At 43.8% G+C, this 16,029-nt stretch carries 13 protein-coding genes; 10 read left to right on the forward strand and 3 right to left on the reverse strand.

From position 1 onward, the window contains the following. The first annotated feature begins 23 nt into the window (after positions 1 to 23). The gene (rpoN, locus tag SULKU_RS06585; protein ID WP_013460165.1) at positions 24 to 1,289 is read left to right on the forward strand and encodes an RNA polymerase factor sigma-54; all 1,266 of its coding nucleotides are present in this window, start codon (positions 24 to 26) and stop codon (positions 1,287 to 1,289) included. Positions 1,290 to 1,355: 66 nt separating this feature from the next. Then, the gene (locus SULKU_RS06590; protein WP_013460166.1) at positions 1,356 to 2,621 is read left to right on the forward strand and encodes a DNA polymerase Y family protein; all 1,266 of its coding nucleotides are present in this window, start codon (positions 1,356 to 1,358) and stop codon (positions 2,619 to 2,621) included. 3 nt (positions 2,622 to 2,624) lie between these two features. Here SULKU_RS06590 and SULKU_RS14375 read toward each other — a convergent pair whose 3' ends face one another. Together SULKU_RS14375 and SULKU_RS06600 are read right to left on the reverse strand one after the other, a co-directional pair. Continuing rightward, a complete protein-coding gene (locus tag SULKU_RS14375; protein ID WP_013460167.1) occupies positions 2,625 to 4,559 on the reverse strand; it encodes a diguanylate cyclase domain-containing protein in 1,935 nt (644 codons plus the stop codon). A gap of 65 nt (positions 4,560 to 4,624) precedes the next feature. Next, complete coding sequence (locus SULKU_RS06600) at positions 4,625 to 5,497, reverse strand: hypothetical protein (RefSeq protein ID WP_013460168.1); 873 nt, start codon at positions 5,495 to 5,497, stop codon at positions 4,625 to 4,627. A gap of 192 nt (positions 5,498 to 5,689) precedes the next feature. Here SULKU_RS06600 and SULKU_RS14380 point away from each other — a divergent pair, with 192 nt between their 5' ends. Then, the gene (locus tag SULKU_RS14380) at positions 5,690 to 6,664 is read left to right on the forward strand and encodes a GGDEF domain-containing protein (RefSeq protein WP_013460169.1); all 975 of its coding nucleotides are present in this window, start codon (positions 5,690 to 5,692) and stop codon (positions 6,662 to 6,664) included. Here SULKU_RS14380 and nifA read toward each other — a convergent pair. Then, positions 6,661 to 8,295 carry a nif-specific transcriptional activator NifA gene (nifA, locus tag SULKU_RS06610; protein WP_013460170.1) on the reverse strand — a complete coding sequence of 545 codons (1,635 nt, stop codon included), beginning with the start codon at positions 8,293 to 8,295 and terminating at the stop codon, positions 6,661 to 6,663. The two genes, SULKU_RS14380 and nifA, sit on opposite strands and share 4 nt — an antisense overlap. A 139-nt stretch (positions 8,296 to 8,434) precedes the next feature. Between nifA and SULKU_RS14385 the strand changes: the two genes are divergently transcribed. The 7 genes from SULKU_RS14385 (at position 8,435) to SULKU_RS06645 (ending at position 16,028) form a co-directional block, all read left to right on the forward strand. Next, positions 8,435 to 8,983 (forward strand): thiol peroxidase, encoded by a 549-nt coding sequence (locus tag SULKU_RS14385; RefSeq protein ID WP_013460171.1) that lies wholly within the window; start codon positions 8,435 to 8,437, stop codon positions 8,981 to 8,983. A gap of 12 nt (positions 8,984 to 8,995) precedes the next feature. Then, on the forward strand, positions 8,996 to 9,430 hold the full coding sequence (locus SULKU_RS06620) for an ankyrin repeat domain-containing protein (RefSeq protein WP_013460172.1): 435 nt from the start codon (positions 8,996 to 8,998) through the stop codon (positions 9,428 to 9,430). After that, positions 9,423 to 10,649, forward strand: coding sequence for a nitroreductase family protein (locus SULKU_RS06625; RefSeq protein ID WP_013460173.1), 1,227 nt, complete (start codon positions 9,423 to 9,425; stop codon positions 10,647 to 10,649). Before SULKU_RS06620 ends, SULKU_RS06625 begins: the two co-directional genes overlap by 8 nt. Then, positions 10,621 to 11,718: an alanine dehydrogenase gene (gene ald / locus SULKU_RS06630; protein ID WP_013460174.1), complete on the forward strand. Its 1,098-nt coding sequence runs from the start codon at positions 10,621 to 10,623 to the stop codon at positions 11,716 to 11,718. Before SULKU_RS06625 ends, ald begins: the two co-directional genes overlap by 29 nt. Further along, a complete protein-coding gene (locus SULKU_RS06635; RefSeq protein WP_013460175.1) occupies positions 11,715 to 12,032 on the forward strand; it encodes a hypothetical protein in 318 nt (105 codons plus the stop codon). The genes ald and SULKU_RS06635 overlap by 4 nt, the downstream gene beginning before the upstream one ends. A gap of 46 nt (positions 12,033 to 12,078) precedes the next feature. Then, positions 12,079 to 13,308 (forward strand): FprA family A-type flavoprotein, encoded by a 1,230-nt coding sequence (locus tag SULKU_RS06640; protein WP_013460176.1) that lies wholly within the window; start codon positions 12,079 to 12,081, stop codon positions 13,306 to 13,308. 128 nt (positions 13,309 to 13,436) lie between these two features. Beyond that, complete coding sequence (locus SULKU_RS06645; RefSeq protein ID WP_013460177.1) at positions 13,437 to 16,028, forward strand: chemotaxis protein CheW; 2,592 nt, start codon at positions 13,437 to 13,439, stop codon at positions 16,026 to 16,028. Position 16,029: the final 1 nt, after the last annotated feature.

The following is a 16,029-nucleotide window of genomic DNA, read 5'->3' on the forward strand; positions in this document are numbered from 1 at the left end:
TGTATTATTTTAGGCGGATTATCATGCAAACAACACTTTCATATAAACAAAAACAATTACCAAGATTATCGATGCAGACGTGGCTTCCGCTACTTCAATGCTCGCTCAATGACCTAGAAAAACACCTTCAGGTAATTACGAATGAGAACCCTTGCCTGGAAGTAAAATCGGGCTTTGAAGAGTCTAATACTTCCGCAGGGGGAGGCGCAGCCTACGGAGCATTTCAAAACTATGTATCCAACGCTTCCAGCGATCAGATCGAATGGTTGAGTATCTCCTCTACCTCTCTCTACGAAAAACTCGACGAGCAGATCGTAGCACCGCTTTTTCCGACACCGATTTCGCAAAAGATCGCACGTCAGATCGTCTATTACATCAGCGATGAGGGATATTTTGAGGGAAGCGTCGAAGAGGTGGCACAGCAGTGCGATACCGATGCCCATACCGTAGAACGGGTCCGTCAGCGTTTTGCCCATCTCGAGCCTTCCGGTGTCGGTGCGGTGGATTACAAAGAGTCGTTTTTATTCCAGCTCAGCGATCATGATCTGGATGATGAACTGAGCATTTTGCTCAGTGCGATGATTTTGCAGTTTGACAAAATGGAAAAATTTATCAACCATCCGCGGCTTCACGATGCCAAACATGTTTTACAGCATCTTCGCAACCCGCCTGCATTGGAGTATATGGAACCGGAGACGCAGATCACTCCCGATCTTTTTGTCGAATTTTCGGGTTCGGAACTCAATATCCGTATCAACCATGCGTTTTATCCGGACTTGCAGGTCAATATGATCGATAAATACGATAATTTTGCCCGTCAAAAATTCAAAGAGGCGCGCGAACTGGTCAAACTGCTTGACCTGCGCAAAGCGACCCTTTATAACGTCGCATTGGTTCTGCTTGAGAAACAGTACGGCTTTTTTATGGGTGGGGAGCTTAAACCGCTGCGTCTTCAGGATGTTGCCGATGAGTTAGGCTTTAACGAATCGACGATCTCACGGGCGATTGCCGACAAATACATTCAGACGGAACGGGGCTTGTACGCGTTTAAAGACTTTTTCTCCAATTCGATCGGCGAAGTCTCAACCTCGGAGATCAAACATTTTCTCAAACGTCTTGTCACGAGCGAGAATAAAGACGACCCTTTCAGCGATAAAACGCTTCATGAGATGATTGAAGAGCGTTTCGGGGTCAAGATGGTGCGCCGCGTCATCGCCAAATACCGTCAGGAACTCGATATCCCATCCTATAAAGAGCGGTTGTTTTTGTACAAGCTCGAACTCCTTTAGGCTTTAAAGCATGTCAATCTGACAGGGAATAGAGCTTTTTGCTAAAATCGCTCTATTATCCTCTCTATGATTATTCATTTAGACCTTGACTGTTTTTTTGCCTCCTGCGAACGGGTTCGAAATCCCTCATTAGAGGGGAAATGCGTGGCCGTCGGAGGGCGGGGCGATCCGTTTATCTTTGACAAGAAACCCTCCCATGCCAAAAAACTGATGACGGTGAATTCGGGAGCTTTCGTCCCCTCACTCTTTCATGCGGAGCACGACAGCCGACACTATTTTAAAGACGGGGATAAAATGCGGGGGATTATCACGACCGCGAGCTATGAAGCACGTGCATACGGGATAAAAACCGCTATGAGCGTGCATGAAGCTCTCCGTCTTTGTCCCCATCTCATCCTCCTGCCGCCGAATCATCTGCTGTATCATACGATGAGTCATGAACTGATGGAGTATCTCTCGACGCTTATCCCCGTGATGGAGCAGTACAGCATCGATGAGATGTTTGGTGATCTTGGCGGATGGATCGATGATGTCGATACGTATGAGTTTGTCCGGCACCTCCAAAATCAAATCAGCGTAGAGTTTAAATTGCCCGTCTCTATCGGTGCAAGCCGTTCCAAATGGATTGCGAAGCTCGCAACATCTTCCGCCAAGCCTTACGGTGTGCGCGTCGTCCACGCAGAGGAGATCGAATCGTTTGTCAAAGATATTCCCATCGGTGACTTTCCCGGTGTGGGCAAAGCATTTTCTCAGAAAATGGAGCGTTACGGGATCAAGAGTATCGGTAATGCCTGGAAATCGGATGCTCTTATCCGATCTTGGGGAACACACGGACGCGATCTTTATGCGCGGCTCAGAGGCGAGGACAATGAGAGGGTACAGCCAAGCCGATCTAGAAAAGGGATAGGGATATCCAGATCGATGGATCATCCGGTACAGGAGAGGGATGAGCTTTTCCGCCGTATTCACATTTTGGTACGCCATTGGAGCCATACCATCATGAAGCTGGGGGTGAATCCTACGACGTACTCTTTTTCATTGGGATATGAAAACTGGGGAAGCTCCAAAAAACAATACACCCTGTATCGTCTCTTTAATGAGACGTTTCTCCAATCTTTTACGATAGAGAAATTCAGAGAGCTTGATGTTTATCCTCATATACGTGTCCGTTACATCGCCATGAGTGCTACAAAATTTATCCATCATGACCCGAAAACATTTAATATTTTAGAATATGAAAATGATATGAAAATGCGCAGTCTTAGCGATGCGTTAACCACTATCAGGGACAAATACGGGATGGATATTGTACGAGGGGGCGGTGAGCTGTGATCCTCACAATTCACTGCACAGTGTAAAATGCACTATGGTCTCATGTTTTGCATGATACATTGCTTTATCGGCAGATTTGAGCAATGTCGATGCATCCGCACCGTCCTGAGGATAAAAGGCGATACCGATGCTGATGGAGGGAATGATGTCGCAATTCTCAAGTACGATAGGCTGTTCGGTTTTATCCAGAAGTGTTTTTGCAACTGATACCGCTTCCTCTTTAGTCTTGATGGTTTCGAGGATAATGGTAAATTCATCGCCTCCTAAACGGGCGACAAAATCATCGGAACGGATAGTTTCTTTCAGCCGTTTAGCGACTGTTTTTAAAAGGATATCCCCGCACTCATGTCCGTAAGTGTCATTAACCTCTTTAAACTGATTGAGGTCGATAAAAAAGAGGGCGAATATCTGATGATTCCGTTCGGATCTGGCAAGTACCTGAGTAAATACCTGATTAAAAAAAAGACGATTCGGCAAACCCGTCAAAACGTCATGATGGGAGTCTATAAGCAGTTTCTCCTCATACGCTTTTTGAAGGGTGATATCGCTTAAGACCGCTACATAGCGTATCAGTTTTCCTGTTTCATCCCGAATAGCCGAGATACTTTGCAATGAGGGGAAGAGTTCACCGTTTTTCCGTTTATTCCATATTTCGCCGCGCCATTTTCCTGTACTGTTAATCGTATGAAACATTTCGTCATAAAAATGGCGATCGTGTTTGCCCGATTTTAGAATACGGGGATCTTTTCCTAAGACTTCTTCTTCGCTAAATCCCGTTACGGCTGTAAACGCTTCGTTGATTTTGATAATTTTTTTGGAAGTATCGGTGACAAAAATCACTTCGCTCGTATTGTGAAAAACGGCATCGGACAATAAGAGTTCCGCTTCGCGTCTTTTATACTCTTTTATATTGTCTACACTCAGCCATACATAGGGCTGAGCCTTGATCATAATAAGTTTGCCTGAGATTTTGACCGGTACGGCTTCACCGCTTTTACCGATATAGGTACTTTCATACGGATCAATATGTTTGTTTTGTATCAATGCACGAAACTGCTCTTTTTCAAATACGACGGCATCCTCCGATATGCAATCAAAGTAACTTAGTCCCCGAATCCGTTTACTGGAAAGGGCGATTATTTTTAAAAAACTTTTGTTCGCATCGAGAATTTTTCCGTCTAAAGAACAAAGTGCCAACCCGGCGGATGAATTGGCGATCAACATCCGGTTAAAATGGCGCGAATCTTCGATATCCTGTACCAGCGTATGGAGAAAATACCAAAAAATAAGACTGCCGATCAATGCTAATAAGATCGTTAATCCAAATGCGTATTCCGCCGCTTTGATATAGGGGGCACGGATTTCGGATATGTCTATTTTAGCAACGATCCCCCATCCTAAATCTTTGATCGGTTCATACGCTGCCAAAACGGTTTCGCCTCTGTAGTCGAATGCTATTATCGTCCCTTTTTCCCCTTTCAGCGCTTGGCGCATAGGCTCGCCAAGCTCCGATTTCCATGGGATTGCCGTCGGTTTGCTCATTTTATAATGGCGTTGTTTAATCAGAAACTGGATTTTATCCCCATCACGTCTTCCGAGAGTAAATTCCCCCGTCTGTCCAAATCCTCCGTATCGATAGTGGGCTTCGGCTATTTTTTGAATGACATTTACAGCCAGCTTTTTTTTCGTCTCGACTGAAATGCCGTCGTAGAGTAAAAATTCTTGCTGCGCTACGATATTTATCATCACGGCTTGCGTCTCTACAAGTTCGACCAAACGATTTTTTTGACGTTCAAACCCGAGGTTATACAAAAGCACTATCGCGATCGTAACGACCACTATCATATTAAAGGTCAAGAGGGCAATAAGGTAATAAGGGGTTTGCTCTATTCTTTTATTGGCAAAGTATTCGCTAAATGAACTTTTTAGAGTTTTCATTAAATTGCCTTAAACCTTTTTTGTTTCTTATTGTTTATACGGATCTGATTATATCAGATGGAAATCTAACTATTTCGTTTACGCGGCCGACGGGAAAGACGATTGTGTATCCCGCTTCCCACAATGAGCAACGTTACCCCTAGTATGAGATAAAAGGCGTTAATCAGCTTACTGTAATCATCCAATACAATTTTAAACACCGCCATGAGTGACTCAATAGAAAGGGCAATTATGATAGAAGTCAAAAACTTTGATAATGCTTTGTTCTGCAGATCGTTTCCATAATCGTACGTTTTAAATAAAACCTCATTTTCAATAAGCGTTTTGGCCAAATCATAGATAGCCAAACCGATCGTAATAGAGATAATAGAGGTAAATATTTGATGCATTACCGCTTCTCCGGTATAAGGCGAAAGGAGCATCTCATAAAAGATATAGGCTCCGTAAAAGATTAAAAAAACAGAAACAAATCCAAGTAACAGCCCGCCGCTTCCCAATACAAATCGATTTATCTGTTCATATACGCTGTTATGTTCGATAAGTCGAAGTTCTTCGAGAAGTTTTAGCATATCAAAGTCGACGACGACAAAACGGCCGTTTTCTCTTTTAACGCCCGTTAATGTAGGTAATCCTGTTACATGGTGGAGATACGGGTTGCTGATATGGATCGGTTCCTCGACAAAACTTACCCACTTAAAATAAAAAGATTTGTCGGTCCCTTTTCGATCTTCGTCACTATATTCTCTTCCGTAGCTGGGTGTGAATTGGACAAATGAGTCGTTAACCGCATAGATAACTTCAGCAGACTTTTCAGTTTCAAAAAATCGGCGCATATCCCCAGAATCATTTGAGAGAGGATGGAAGTTGTCCATGGTTGTACGAAGATAAAATTGAACGCTGTTTTTGTGTTCGGTATAGATGTTAATGATCCGTTTCATGAAAATACTCCTGAGAGAAATTTTCACTTTCAGTTTTAGCACTGTTGATATTAAGAAGCGGTTGAATCAGCAAAGTATGTAATATTTTTAATATTGTATTTTTTTGTGCTATAATATTTTTTTTAATATATTAAAAGCAAAATTTATCTAATTCGAATGTCTTGGTGTTTAAACAATAGCGTAAGAGGAAGAATGATTCAAGAAATATCAGTCATATCGCATTCAACTGCAATCGGAACGCTTTTTGACGAAACTCATGTGTGCGGTGTATTTGAAAGCGATGTGATCATTTATAAAATATTGGAATTTTTCTCTATTTCCAGTGCAGACGCGGTTGTACTTACACGAGACTCTGTTCCGGCCGGAATATTGACTTTAAAAGACCTCGTCCGTGCGCTTCATAACTGCGATAACACCGGTTTGCCGGTTAAAGAATTTATGACAGCTCCCGTCACTCTTTTTGATGCGTCTTTAAAGATATCTGAAGTTCTTGATCAGATGCAGGAATGTTCTTTTAAAAAAATTGTGGTAGCAAAAAACAACACGATTGTCGGCATTATCGACAAGCATCATTTACTCTCTATATGCTACGCACAATTAACCCCGATTATAAAACACGAATATAATATGGTCCATTCGTTAATGGGAATGGTCGGCGAAGGGGAGAGGGGATTGTTAAAAATGGCTACGACCGATACATTAACCGAAATCGGGAATAGACGGTTGTTCGAAGAAATTTTCCAAGCGCATCAAGCGCTCGGCGAACAATATACAGACAAGCTGTTTCTGCTCCTCTTTGATATCGATAATTTTAAAGGTATCAACGATACATTCGGCCATAATGTCGGGGATTCGGTATTAAAAGAGCTCTCTGCTTTGGTAAGCAGATCGATTCGAAAATCGGATATATTCGTCCGCTGGGGGGGAGAAGAATTCGCCATCTTGCTTCGCTATTCGGACCCCTCAACCGTCGTTAAAATCGCCGAACAAATCCGTCAGCTCATCGATAAAAACAGTTTTGAAACGATCGTCCATGTAACCTGCAGTTTCGGTCTGACCTCTATTCAGCCTGCTGAAACTCTCGAACAGGCATTTGAACGTGCGGACAAGGCGCTTTATCGTGCGAAAAAAGACGGAAAAAACTGCGTACGTATAGAGATGCCTTAGATCTCTATGCCGTACTGTTTGATTTTATACCCGATTTGTCGAGCAGTCATTCCGAGCAGTCTCGCCGCTTTGGTTTGAATACCGTGAGAATCGATGAGCGCTTGAAGAATCGATTCACGTTCGAGCTCCTGGAGACTTTTTTTGGTCATCGGTCCGCCGGAATGCACTTCAGCGTGCGGCGTCGGTGCAGGCTGACTTATATATGCCGGCTGCGGCGTCGGAGCCGGTTCGCTTTGCATATAAAGTTTTTGATAATTAAACGGCAATACATGCGCCAGCATCTCCGGTTGAATTTCGCCGTCTGGGCAGATGAGTACGATACGCTCCATCGTATTTTGAAGCTCACGAATATTTCCAGGCCATGGATAATCAAGCAGCAATTCCATCGCCTCTTTTGTAAAGTGCATCGTTTTACGGTGCTCTTTCATAAATCGGTGGAGATAATGCTCAATAAGCAATTTAACGTCTTCGTACCGCTCACGCAACGGCGGCAAGTTAATCGGAATGACGTTTAGACGGTAAAAAAGGTCTTCACGAAATTCCCCTTTGCGCACCATCTCTTCCAAATTGCGGTTGGTTGCCGCTACGAGACGGACATTGGTTTTAATCGTTTTGTTCCCGCCGACCCGTTCGAACTCCTGCTCTTGCAAAATACGGAGAAGCTTCACCTGCAGTGCCGGGGTAATATCGCCGATTTCATCGAGAAACAAAGTTCCGCCGTCTGCCAATTCAAACCGCCCTTTACGCATCTCACGCGCATCGGTAAAGGCTCCCTTCTCATGACCGAACAGTTCGCTCTCCAGCAAAGTTTCGCTGATTGCGGCACAGTTAAGTTTGATAAACGGACCGTTTTGGCGACGGCTGAGATTATGTACCGCCGTAGCAATCAGCTCTTTACCGGTTCCTGTTTCCCCTCGGATTAAAATAGTCGCATCGGTCGGTGCAACGGTATTGATCATCCCGAAAACTTGCTGCATTCGAGTAGATCGTCCGACGATGTTTTCAAATTTATAATCTTTTTGAAGCTCCTCTTTGTAGTAGGTTTTGAGCTCACTGAGGGACTCTTTTTCTTTCGTCATCGTTTGCTGTGCTTTTAAAGCCCCAACGAAGAGAGACCCTACGATGGTGAGCATACGGACGATTTCATCAAAATTAAGCGGACTGTTTTTTCCGATATTGGCGGAAATAACACCGATCACTTCGTCCTCTTGGAGGAGCGGCACAGCGACATAGGAGACCATTTGTGTCGAAATATTCCCCATTTTGTTCAGATAATTAATATTGTTATGGATATTTTCGATAACAATCGGTTCGCGGCTTTTGGCCGCAAGGCCTGTAGCCCCTTCACCGAAACGGTAGGTCGCCATCTTTTTTTGATAGGGTTCCAAGTCAATGGAATTAAGAAGTTCAAGTTCATCGGCGTCGTCTTTTTTACGAAACAATGCACATCGTTCCAAATATCCGTGTTGTTTCAATTTACGCATCGCTTTTTCGACACTATCAAGAATCTCGGTTGTGCTGGTCAGCATGACGGCGATATCATACAGAAGGTTGATCTCTTTGTACGCAAAAGTTAGAGGGCAGGTCTGGCACTCTTCACGATTGGGGATGTTTGCTTCATAGGTCATCATTTGCTAATCTTTATCTCTTAAGTTATTTAGTAATTGTAGTACAAAACCCAACAATGAACCCTTATTCATATGGATAAAAAATAGGCAATTTATAGAACTGATTTTGCACTTATTGACAAAATGCCCTAAAGGAGAAATTATGCAGATTACTGTTCATGGAACACCGACACTGTTAGAGGGAAAAGAGATGACTATTTGGCGAGAAGCACCGGCCGCTCGCGTAACCAATCTTGACGGAAGTCAAAATGTTATCGGTATGATTGCTCCTACCGCGCAGTTGTTGATTGCTATTCCATCGCTAAAAACCGAAGTGTGTTCGTTAGGTGCTAAAAAATTCAATGATCTCATCAAGCAGTTCAAAAAATTGAAAACAGTGATGATTACCACTGACGATGCTTCATTTGTAAACGATTTTGTTGCAAGAGAAGGGATTGACAGTGCGGAAATCGTGATTGACAGCGCACGTGACTTTGCCAAAAAATACGGTTTGCTGATCAGCGAAGGGAAGCTCAAGGACCGTCTCGCCCGTGCCGTCTTTGTCATCGATCAAGAGGGGATGATCAGCTATAAAGAACTTGTTGCCGAGATTACGGACGAAGTAGACTATGATAAATGTATCGAAGCAGTCGACAAAGCGGCAAACTTCAAGAAAAAAGGGCACGACCACGAAAACTGGATGGGTGTTTAAAAGGACTTTATTATGGTCGAACAATACATTACATGGCTCCAGATGCACGGCTTTCATCCTGATAATTTAGAAGATCGGGGGTTTAACGGCAATACCCCCTTATTGCTTGCTTCTTTGGAAGGGAACGCCATGATGGTTTCGCGTCTTATCGAAGCGGGAAGCGATATTTATGCGGTAAATAATGATTATAACGGCGTCCTATTTAATGCCTGCTATGCAGCGTCGCCTGAAGTGATCCGATTGTTGGTAGAAGCGGGAGCAGATATCAATGACACAAATGAAGAGGGGACAACTGCACTGATGTACGCTGCTTCCGCTTCGCGTGCGGAGTGTGTTAAAATGCTCCTCAGCCTCGGTGCCGATCCGAAGCTTCATAATGAAGACGGATTCAGTGCGATAGAATTGACCAGCAATCGCGATATTTTTTTACAGCTTCGCAGTGCGTGAATCAACACTATTAACGCCAAAAAAGATTGCCGATAATCAGTCATTTTTGGACTGGGACACGCAACCTGAGATGTTTAAACACTATCCTCAGTTTTGCTATCGTGTACCGATCGCTGATTTTCCTTCATTATTGTGGCTTAAAGAGACTCGAAAAATAACCGATGAACGAACCGTTGTCAATAAGCCTTATCGACGCTTAAACGTCCCTTCTGCCGGCAATCTTCACCCGATTGAGATGTATGTCCAAATTCGAAATGTTACCGGCCTGCTCAGCGGAATCTATCATTTTGATGTTCTGCATGAAGAGCTGGTTATGATTGCCGAAATCGCAGGGGAGGGTATTGAACCATATTTGGGATTGAATACCCGTTTCAACGGTGCTATCGTAATGCTTTCATTGGTACCGTTTCGTTCGGGCTGGAAATACGGATTGCGCGCCTGGCGATATCTCTATCTGGATCTTGGGCATCAAATAGCGACATTTGTCGCATCTGTACGACATTTTGGGTTATCATTGACAAAAATGTCTGTTCATAACGGATTAAGTCAAATTATGGGAATGGGGTATGATGAGACCATAGCCGCCGTATATGGAATCGGTGAGCCTTCAACGCGTCCGGTCAAGCCTCTGAGCAAACCGTTAATGCATGTCCAACCGACCGATTATACGCTTCCAATCGAGCAATTATATTCAGAAATACAAGCACAATTGCCATACACCGATGTCCCCCTAACGGCAAAAAGGGAAAATTTTATAGCCTTAAATACTATTCGACGGAGTGCGAGAGAGTTTAATACGGATACGATAGACGACTCTGCACTTAGGGAGTTGATGCAATTACCCGTCCCATTTTCACTGGAGGTCCTCTTTGTTGTGTTGCAGGCACACTCTATGCAACAAGGGATATATCGAAACGGAAAATGCGATGTTGACGGAAATTTTCTCTCTGAAATAGTCCATTTACTTTTGGATCAGCGTTTTATTGCCGGGGCAAATATGGTAGTATTAATCTACGCAGAGCATTTTAATGCAGCCTCTCATATCGAAGCGGGAGTTTATGCGCAAGAGCTTTATGCGGCGTGTGAATATCACGGTATCGGATGCAGCGGAATCGGAGCTTTTTATGACCACGAAGCTTCCCGCTGGTCGGACAAATCACTGCTTTATGCGGTAGCTATAGGTGGAAAAAATGATTATCGGTGTACCAAAAGAGATTAAAACGGATGAGTTTCGGGTCGGAATGACCCCTTCGGGTGTGCGTGAATTGACGAAATACGGGCACAGTATCATTATAGAATCGGGGGCCGGAAGTGGAAGCGGATTCGAAGATGCCCATTATGCCGATGCGGGTGCCGTCATACTCCAAAGTGTTGATGAACTTTACAGCAAAGCGCAGATGATTATCAAGGTAAAAGAACCGATAGAGATCGAATATGACAGGCTCAAAGAGGGGCAAATCCTCTTTACCTACCTTCATCTTGCCGCTGACAAACGGCTAACCGAAGTATTATGCGAAAAGAAAATTACCGCTTTGGCCTATGAAACGCTTCGTGTAGGCAGACGGCTTCCGCTGCTGGAGCCTATGAGCGAGATTGCAGGTCGTATGGCGACGTTGTTCGGAGCGGTTCATCTGGGGCGTTATAACGGCGGAAGCGGACGATTGCTCGGCGGCGCGGTCGGGGTCGAGAGAAATCATGTTGTCGTATTGGGAGCGGGGGTAGCAGGTAAATCGGCAGCTGATGCGGCAGCCGGTTTGGGTGCCCAAGTGAGTATGCTCGATATCAATATCGAGCGCTTGACCTATCTTCGGGATGTGATGCCTTCCAATGTGACGATGATCTATTCCACACACGATTCAATATTAAATACTATCAAAGATGCCGATTTGATTATCGGTACGGTACTGCTTCCCGGTGCAAAAGCGCCGAAGTTGGTCACTCTGGAGATGTTATCGCTTTTGAAAAAAGGGACTGTTCTTGTCGATGTCTCTATCGATCAGGGGGGATGCTTTGAGACATCGCATCCTACAACCCATTCGCATCCGACGTATGAGATAGAGGGGATCGTCCATTATTGTGTCGCCAATATGCCCGGTATGTATCCGCGTACATCGACAATAGCCCTTACCAACGCAACACTTCCGTATGCGATTAAAATTGCTTCGACACCGCTGGAAATACTCCTCAAAGATGAAGCGTACAAAGGTGCACTTAACGTCTATAACGGAGACGTGACCAACCAGGCAGTAGCAGAGGCACACTCTATGACATACAAGGCTCTTACATGAACGAAATAGACAAAGCTCAGGAAATATTGGCCATATACCGTTTCTATAAAATGGACGGTAAACTTTACAATTACGATGAAGATAATCGGCTTGATGAATTATTTGACGCTGTTGTTCATGCGATCGATGATAGCGGCATCCTTAAGCCGCTGCTCCCGCAAGCAGAATTTGTTATTCCGTGTCGGGGAATACTGCAACAAGACCGTGCCTGGCTGCAACGTTTCGCTCATCAGGATACCCGTGCTTTTTTCCTTAGCGATATTTACGATTTCTTGAAATTGTTTACGGGACGGACACAATTGAGGGTCAATTAGAACACCTTATGCATTCCTAATCAATAAAGATTCCAGAAGGATGCATATGCTTCCCCCCATCGTCGAAATAAAGCCGGACGTTTATTTTACAGGTGCTTTTGATCCGAAAATCCGTACATTTGATATTATTATGAAAACCGCTAACGGCAGTTCCTACAACAGCTATGTTGTACGCGGCAGCGAAGGCGTAGCCGTAATGGATACCGTCAAAAAAGAGTTTAGTGATGATTTTTTTGCCCGGCTTGAACGGGTGTGCGAGTACGATGAAATTCGTTATATCGTTTTACACCATCTCGAACCCGATCATTCCGGTGCGTTGATTGAACTGATGAAACGTGCTCCCGCTGCTAAGCTCATAATTTCCGGTCGTGCGGTCATGATGCTTAAAGGGATCATAAAAACCGATATTGAGTATGAACTGGCTACGACCGGTACGGTAATCTCTTTAGGAAACAAGACGATAGAGTTTATTATGACACCGTTTCTCCATTGGCCCGATACTATGAGCAGTTATTTGCATGAAGAAAAGCTGCTCTTTAGCGGAGACGTTTTCGGAAGCCATTATTATGACGAACGTCTTTTCGACGATCTCGTCGGCGATTTTTCCTATGCGTTTCATTACTATTACGACCATATTATGCGTCCGTTTAAACAATATGTCCTTCAAGCCCTCAAGCTCTATGAAAAGTTTGAGATTGACCTTATAGCGCCGTTGCACGGACCGATCCTACGCAGTAATCCACAAGGCTATATTGATAAATATGCACGCTGGAGCTCTGAAGCAAGGTTTAGAAAAAATGAGTTCGGTACAAAAATGCTCTCTGTTTTTTATATTTCCAGTTATGAAAATACCCATAAAATGGCTGAAAAAATTACTCAGGGAGCGGATGAAGTAGAGGGGATACGTGCCAGTATGTACGACCTTGCCTCACTGGATGAGTCTAATATGATCACGCTGCTTGAGGAATCGGATGCGATACTGATAGGTTCTCCGACGATTAACGGCGATGCGGTCAAGCCGGCATGGGATCTGCTATCGTGTATGGCGTATCTGGAACGAACGGGGAAAATCGGTGCGACATTCGGCTCTTACGGCTGGACGGGTGAAGCGCCTGAAATGCTGCATGAACGTCTAAAAGGGCTAAAGTTCCGACTTCCGCTGGCACCCTTAAAAATAAAATTGATTCCTACCGAAGAAGAACTAAAGTCATGCATTGAATACGGCCGTGAAGTATCTGAAATTGCCATGGGGAAAATGATTGAAATAACCCTTTAGAAATTTACAATTGGAGTATAAGTTAAATAAATATCAAATTTTAATCAAATATAAATAAATATTAATAATATAGAATATTAATTGCATACCCGTCACAAATCAGCTTTTTTATGACTGGGGAAAAACAGATGGATCACCGCCTACTAAAGTACATGCAATCGGTGCAGGAATATGAAAAAGCACTGGATACCTTGTCGGAGAAATGGAATCTTCTGACAATGTTGGGGAAAATGAGTAATACGGGAATGGATATGATCGATACCCGTGCCGCTTTTGAAGCTTTGACTGCGGAGCTTTTGGACAAGCTCGGATTGGAAATTCTGAAAAAGACGACTTCGGAGATGGAAGCCAAAGCGCAGGTTGCGGTTGATATCGTTATCCGGAATTTGTTCGAGCGTACGGCCGATATCGGTTTTTTGGCGACGGATGACGATATCCGTTTGTTTCTCCGACAATATCTGGCCGGAACAACGGATGATGCATCGCGGCAATCGCTCCGTGATCGTCGAATGGCACTTAAAAACCGTTTTAAAGAGTATGTAGCCAAATACAGTGTTTACAGCAATATTATCCTTATGGATACACGCGGTAACATTGTCGCTCAGTTGGATGATCATAATCCCATTACCAGCAGCAGCGATCCGTTGATTAAAGAGTCTTTAAGTACCTCAGCAGAGTATGTCGAAGTATTTCGTAAAACGGATTTGGTTCCGAATGCGGACAAGGCGTTGATTTACAGTTACAGGGTCAAGAGTTCAAGCAGCGACGACGCTGAGAATATCGGTGTATTGAGTTTAATCTTCCGTTTTGAAGATGAGATGGAGGGTATATTTAAAAATCTACGAACCGAAAATGACTGGATGGAAATCATGCTCCTCGATGCAGAGGGGTGTGTCATCAGCTGCAGCGATACAACCCATATTCCATTAGGGATCAAGATGGAAAAGGTTCTGGATAACGGGTATAAAATTATCCGTTTTGCCGGCCGGGAATATCTGGCTAGAACCTGTGCCACCAAAGGATACCAGGGATTTTTCGGTTTGGGATGGTACGGACATGTCATGATTCCGGTCGATCATGCATTCGAAAAGGCACCTCACGCATATAAAAGTATTGCTTCGGAAATACTCGAAACGGTACTGAAGCACTCCCCTCTATTTTCGGGAGATCTTAAAATGATCCCTAAAAAAGCGGATCAGATTCAAAAAGAGTTAGACGTCACCGTATGGAACGGTAATGTTCACATTGCCAATTCAAAAACAAACGAAAACTCTTTTTCCAAATCGCTTTTGAATGAGATTTCAAATACGGGATTCCAAACGAAAAAAGTATTTGAAGATTCTATCAGCAACCTTAATCATACCGTTCTTTCGGCCTATCTCGATGATGCGCAGTTTAATGCCTCTTTAGCCATCGACATTATGGACCGAAATCTATATGAGAGGGCAAACGACTGCCGCTGGTGGGCATTAACCTCCGCATTCAAAGAGAAACTTTCCCAATCCGAACTTCAAAGAGACGATGTATTTATGCTCGAATCGATTTTGACGTATATCAACAACCTCTATACTGTCTATACCAATCTGTTTTTATATGACCGCACCGGCACAATCATTGCCGTTTCGAACAGCAGTGACCAGCGGTTTGTCGGAAGTAAAATTGAAGATCAGTGGGTTCGTGATTCGTTAAAAGTTACCGATACACAGCGCTATAGCGTCAGTCATTTTGCCAAAACGCCTTTGTATGACAATCGCCATACCTATATTTACGGTGCCGGGATCACAGATCCGTCGAATGAAGAGTGTGTCGGCGGAATCGGCATTGTTTTTGATTCCCAGCCGCAATTTGAAGCGATGCTCGAAGATGCGCTTCCTAGTGATAAAAACGGTGAGATGATTGAGGGGAGTTTTGCCCTCTTTACCGACCGGGATAAAAATATTATAGCCTCCACAAGCAGCGATTATCGTGTGGGATCGCGTTTGGACATTGATGATTCCTATTTTTTATTGGAAAACGGAAACGGAAGTTCGGGGATTGTTGAGCTTGACGGTGACTATTATATCATGGGGCTTCATACTTCAAACGGATATCGAGAGTACAAAAAACACGATTTTTATAAAAACGATGTCATTGCCTTTATTTTTGTACAAATCGTCAGAGGTGACGAACTGCCAAATGTTTGTACAATCGATAAGAGCCAGATGGTATGCAGCTATCCTAAAGTACAAGGCCTTGAAGAGACTGTCGATATCTCTACTTTTTATATCGGAAACAAGTTTTTCGGAGTAGAGTCTTACAATATCGTCAATTCTCTCAGTCAACAAAATGTTACGCGGATTATCGGAAGCGATGCCGTTTTCCTGGGTGTAGTCGGCAGCAAAGAGGGAGAAACCATCGGTGTTATCTCTTTGAATGAATTGCTCGATATCAATAGCACATACGATCCTCAGAGGGATGAACTGATTGTTCTAAAATCTTCACAGGAAAAAGACACGAAGTTTGCAATTGTCATCAGCCATATTAAAGACAGTCCTGAAATCCCGGTACGAAGCATCAAATCGTATTCAGGATCGCTCGCAGGCGTATCGCCGCTTACCAAAGCGGTTGTCATTCCCGATGAGGGGACAAGCAAGGGTGAAATGCTCTCGATTCTCGATATCGATGCTATTTTTAGAACATTGATCAAAAATCAAAATAAGCTTCCGCTAAAAGCTCTCTAAA

It is taken from the genome of Sulfuricurvum kujiense DSM 16994 (genome assembly GCF_000183725.1).
Taxonomy (GTDB): domain Bacteria; phylum Campylobacterota; class Campylobacteria; order Campylobacterales; family Sulfurimonadaceae; genus Sulfuricurvum; species Sulfuricurvum kujiense.

Coding starts and splice junctions, on each gene's coding strand:
- rpoN (WP_013460165.1), top strand. CDS start 24: ATGCAAACAACACTTTCATATAAACAAAAACAATTACCAAGATTATCG.
- SULKU_RS06590 (WP_013460166.1), top strand. CDS start 1,356: ATGATTATTCATTTAGACCTTGACTGTTTTTTTGCCTCCTGCGAACGG.
- SULKU_RS14375 (WP_013460167.1), bottom strand. CDS start 4,559: ATGAAAACTCTAAAAAGTTCATTTAGCGAATACTTTGCCAATAAAAGA.
- SULKU_RS06600 (WP_013460168.1), bottom strand. CDS start 5,497: ATGAAACGGATCATTAACATCTATACCGAACACAAAAACAGCGTTCAA.
- SULKU_RS14380 (WP_013460169.1), top strand. CDS start 5,690: ATGATTCAAGAAATATCAGTCATATCGCATTCAACTGCAATCGGAACG.
- nifA (WP_013460170.1), bottom strand. CDS start 8,295: ATGATGACCTATGAAGCAAACATCCCCAATCGTGAAGAGTGCCAGACC.
- SULKU_RS14385 (WP_013460171.1), top strand. CDS start 8,435: ATGCAGATTACTGTTCATGGAACACCGACACTGTTAGAGGGAAAAGAG.
- SULKU_RS06620 (WP_013460172.1), top strand. CDS start 8,996: ATGGTCGAACAATACATTACATGGCTCCAGATGCACGGCTTTCATCCT.
- ald (WP_013460174.1), top strand. CDS start 10,621: ATGATTATCGGTGTACCAAAAGAGATTAAAACGGATGAGTTTCGGGTC.
- SULKU_RS06635 (WP_013460175.1), top strand. CDS start 11,715: ATGAACGAAATAGACAAAGCTCAGGAAATATTGGCCATATACCGTTTC.
- SULKU_RS06640 (WP_013460176.1), top strand. CDS start 12,079: ATGCTTCCCCCCATCGTCGAAATAAAGCCGGACGTTTATTTTACAGGT.
- SULKU_RS06645 (WP_013460177.1), top strand. CDS start 13,437: ATGGATCACCGCCTACTAAAGTACATGCAATCGGTGCAGGAATATGAA.